Source organism: bacterium (assembly GCA_040753555.1).
Lineage (GTDB): Bacteria > UBA9089 > UBA9088 > UBA9088 > UBA9088 > JBFLYE01.
Genome location: JBFMDZ010000199.1, coordinates 1 through 3,660 on the forward strand (window position 1 = coordinate 1; position 3,660 = coordinate 3,660).

The 3,660-nt window shown below is 33.6% G+C and carries 4 protein-coding genes; all 4 read right to left on the bottom strand.

Annotation, left to right across the window (positions count from 1 at the left end):
- Positions 1-36: 36 nt before the first annotated feature.
- From AB1630_11180 to AB1630_11195, 4 genes are read right to left on the bottom strand one after another with little or no spacing between them, the layout of a single operon-like run.
- Positions 37-753, bottom strand: a complete 717-nt coding sequence (locus tag AB1630_11180) for a hypothetical protein (protein MEW6104355.1) — start codon at positions 751-753, stop codon at positions 37-39.
- Positions 754-756: 3 nt separating this feature from the next.
- On the bottom strand, positions 757-2,154 hold the full coding sequence (locus AB1630_11185; protein ID MEW6104356.1) for a VWA domain-containing protein: 1,398 nt from the start codon (positions 2,152-2,154) through the stop codon (positions 757-759).
- An 11-nt stretch (positions 2,155-2,165) separates the two neighbouring features.
- Entirely contained in the window at positions 2,166-3,086 is a 921-nt protein-coding gene (locus AB1630_11190) for a VIT domain-containing protein (protein ID MEW6104357.1), read from the bottom strand.
- The gene (locus AB1630_11195) at positions 3,076-3,546 is read right to left on the bottom strand and encodes a hypothetical protein (GenBank protein MEW6104358.1); all 471 of its coding nucleotides are present in this window, start codon (positions 3,544-3,546) and stop codon (positions 3,076-3,078) included. The genes AB1630_11190 and AB1630_11195 overlap by 11 nt, the downstream gene beginning before the upstream one ends.
- Between the last annotated feature and the right edge of the window lie 114 nt (positions 3,547-3,660).

Here is a 3,660-nt window from a genome sequence, read left to right on the forward strand (position 1 = left end):
AGCATTAAAACAGAAGTTATTGGAGTATATTGAATATTACAACAAAAAAGCAAAACCATTTGCATGGACATATGCAGGAAAACCTTGTAAAATATAACATACCTTATTTAAGGGACAGCACACTAGTCTATTATTGGCTAGTTTATATTCAGAACAAGATATAAGCTCATCTATAAATTCCTTAAAATAGATTGGAGAATCTGGAAAAAGCTCAATTATTTTGTTATAATAATGATATTTATCAAGGGAAAGGAGGTATGTTTTTAAAGACAAGATAATGTTTTTATATATGCTAACCGCATCTTCCCTATTCTCTTTTTCAGCCAATTCCTCAAGCACCTTTATCTTTTTATCAAAGAGAAGACGACTATCATAAAAATCTGCCAAATCTTTTAGAGAAATTTTATTTCTATTACAAAGATTAACATATTTGATAAAATGGGATTCTGCTTCATCAAATTGGGATAGGTTTATCTCTATATCAGAAAGCCTTTTGTATAATTCAGGGTTTTTTGGATATTTTTTTACAAGCTTAAGAATTGCATCCTTTATCTCTTTAGTTGGTCTTGGGATTAAAACATCTTCTCCTAAAAACTCCTCCTTTTTGCAATATTCTTCCTCAATACCTTTTATTTTAATTTCAGACGAAGATTCCAAACCAGGCTTAAAAGAAGGTGCTTTTTTAGATATATCTCCCTCCTTTTTAGCACAGCCAATAATAACTATAAAAAGGAGAAGGAAATATTTTTTCATTTCTTACCCACCAATTATCTCAATAGGAACCTCCTTTATAGAAAGATTATGGGCAAAGTCTTCAGCAACTATTTTTAAGGTAAAGATTCCAGAGGGAATATCCTTTGGAACAATAATGCTACCCAATGATGCTTTGCTTTTCTCATCATATTTAATATCAATAGGTGCCATATTATATAATTTTGCCTGAATCCTCCTTGTATCAGAATCTGCATAAACCTTAAGATTCAGTTTAGAACTCCCATAGACAAAGGATGGAATTTGCACCTTAAGGGATGGGGGCTTTGAATCTATAATGAATGATTTTTCCTCTTCATATTGATTTCCATTAGAATCTGTAAGGACAAGCAATGCTTTGTAGACCCCATCATTCATCCATACAGGCGCAAGAAATCTTGTCTGCCATATATCCTCTCTCTCAATATAATGTAATGATTTGACAAGACCAAAGGGGAATATTGCTATAACATCCACAATGGATTTATCGCACCTAACACGCAATACGGGGTCTCCTGGTTTAATTACCCTTGGTCTCAATAGTGAACGGGGAGCGGCAAGGAATGATGTATAGGGTGTAACAAATGTGTATTGCTTGGAAAGTTTGATTATTTCCTCAATCCAATCATCCCTTTCTCCTTCAAACCTTATCTTTTTAAGAAGATAATCAACCTTTGCCTTTGCCCAAAGTCGTTTAAGATGGGGATAAAGAAAAGATTTTTCTGGAAGGACGATCTTTTGTTTGTATGTAAATTTCTCTCCCTTATATCTTCCCTCTATCTTTATTGTTGTTTCTCTTGGTTTAGAATATCTTCCTACAATACTTACATAAGAACCATCAAATGCCTTAAATGAATCATTTGGATAGATGTCTTTTATCTCCTTTAATGAGGAAAATATAAAGCTTATTCCTTTAATCATCTCCTCGCCAATCTTTGATAAGAATGTCTTTAGCTTAAAGCCAATATCCTCTGTCTCATTTACCCAAACAAAATAGCCATCATTCGGCTTTACCAATTCCTCTAAAAAAGAGACATTCGTATCATTTCCTATTCCAAAGATAAAGAGGGGAATTTTCTCTTTGTTTATATTTATAAGATGGTTGGAAATGAGCTTATATGATACCTCATTGAGGGTTGGATGGCCATCGGTAATAACCACAATGGCTTTTTGACCATTGGTTTTATTTGCAAGGGTTATAGCGGAAGTCAAAGCCCTTTTAATGTCTGTTCCAGACAATAGATAGGATTTTTTTATAAAATTCAAGGCATCTTCTACATTTTGTGAGGTTGCAGGTAAAATGGGAAGGGAATTTATCTCATCATTAAATAATATCAATTGAAATTTATCAGCCGAAGATAGGTTTCGCAGGAAATATTCTATAACCTCATAAGACTTATCCAATTTATCCCACCTCATAGATAGGGATGTATCAAGCAACAGAAATATTGTCCTTGATAGGGTATTTTTGATTTATCCCTTTTTAGATTGAATATAGCCTGAGCCTGAAAATAGCCATCTTTATCCTTCTTTTTTATATCTGTGAATAGGGGAATAGGTTCGTCAGATAGGTCAACCTTGCGATATGTAAGAAAATTAAGGAAAAAATCTTTAACATCCAGGCTATACTCAAACGAAAAATCCTCATTTAAGGAAAAATTTTCTGCTTCAAAGATTCCTGCTATCTGATGAGATGTATTTGTGATAAAGGTTGGATTAATATTTTTTGAATGGATGATAAAATCCTTTATTGGACATTGGTTTTTTATTTTAAATTTTACCTTAAAGCTAGAGGCATTTTGAGCCTGATACCTTGTAGGTTTCAAGGGAAATGAGAAGTAAGACATAGAATCAGAAACATCTAATTCTTGGTTGTAGGTAAGCTCTATCCTTTTGGTGCCATAAGGAGGAATAGGGAATATCTTTGTAGAGAAAACATTTATTACCTCCTCAGAGGCTTGCTCTAATAGCCCGGGGTCTATCCTTTCTCTTGTTATTTCTTCATACAATTCCCTAGCCCTTCTTTTTTCCAAGATTACACCCGGAATTCTTATCCCACTATCCCAAACAGCAAAATCTGATATATTGGCTTTTTCAGGAATGGCAAAGAGGTATTGACCTTCAATTTCCCTATTAGTATGATTTTCAAATATCTCAAGAACCTTAACAGAGGCAAACTGGTTATCTACCAAAACCTCTACCTCCATACGGTAAAGGGAGAGAATATTAGGATCTGGTTGGTCTTTGATATTGATAGGGATAAGTATGCCCGTATCACAGAAGCCAAGATTCAGCAAAAGGCCGAATGCAAAAATTAGGTATATGTTAAGCCCCATATCTTTCCAATTCGTTTTTTGGCATCTTTATAAGCCCACATTCTGCTCCAATATAGATGTATTCGCCACCATCAATTATAGATGTTACATTTAAAGAGCCTAATCCATTTTTTATATTATACCATTTATTGCTTATTGTATGGTAGAGAAATATTCCATTATCCAATGTGCCAACAAGGAGGAATGGTTCTATATAACAAAAGGCATTAGGATTTACCTCAAATCTCATTTTAAAGTCTAAAAAATTCCCATCCCCTCCAATTTTTGCCACACCACCTCCATATGTGCCGATATAAAGGTCTTTATCCTTCTTAAGGAGGCTAGTAATCCAATTAGCAGGCAATTTGGAATTAGATGTTGTCCAGCTCTTTAATACCGCATTATCCTTTAAAACAGTAATTCCACCCAGTGTTCCTAAATATATAAGAGAATCAATTATTTCACTACAATATATACGCAAACAAAATTGGTTTGCGAATTTTAGCCATATTCAAAGCTAAAGTTTTCAGTAAGCAAAGTGTTTAATTCTTCTTTGTAGATTATAGCTACATTTCTAAAAAAGTCAATTGTTTTT

Bases quoted from the DNA above. Each gene is read 5' to 3' on its own strand.
- AB1630_11190 (MEW6104357.1), bottom strand. From the start codon at position 3,086: ATGGGGCTTAACATATACCTAATTTTTGCATTCGGCCTTTTGCTGAAT.
- AB1630_11180 (MEW6104355.1), bottom strand. From the start codon at position 753: ATGAAAAAATATTTCCTTCTCCTTTTTATAGTTATTATTGGCTGTGCT.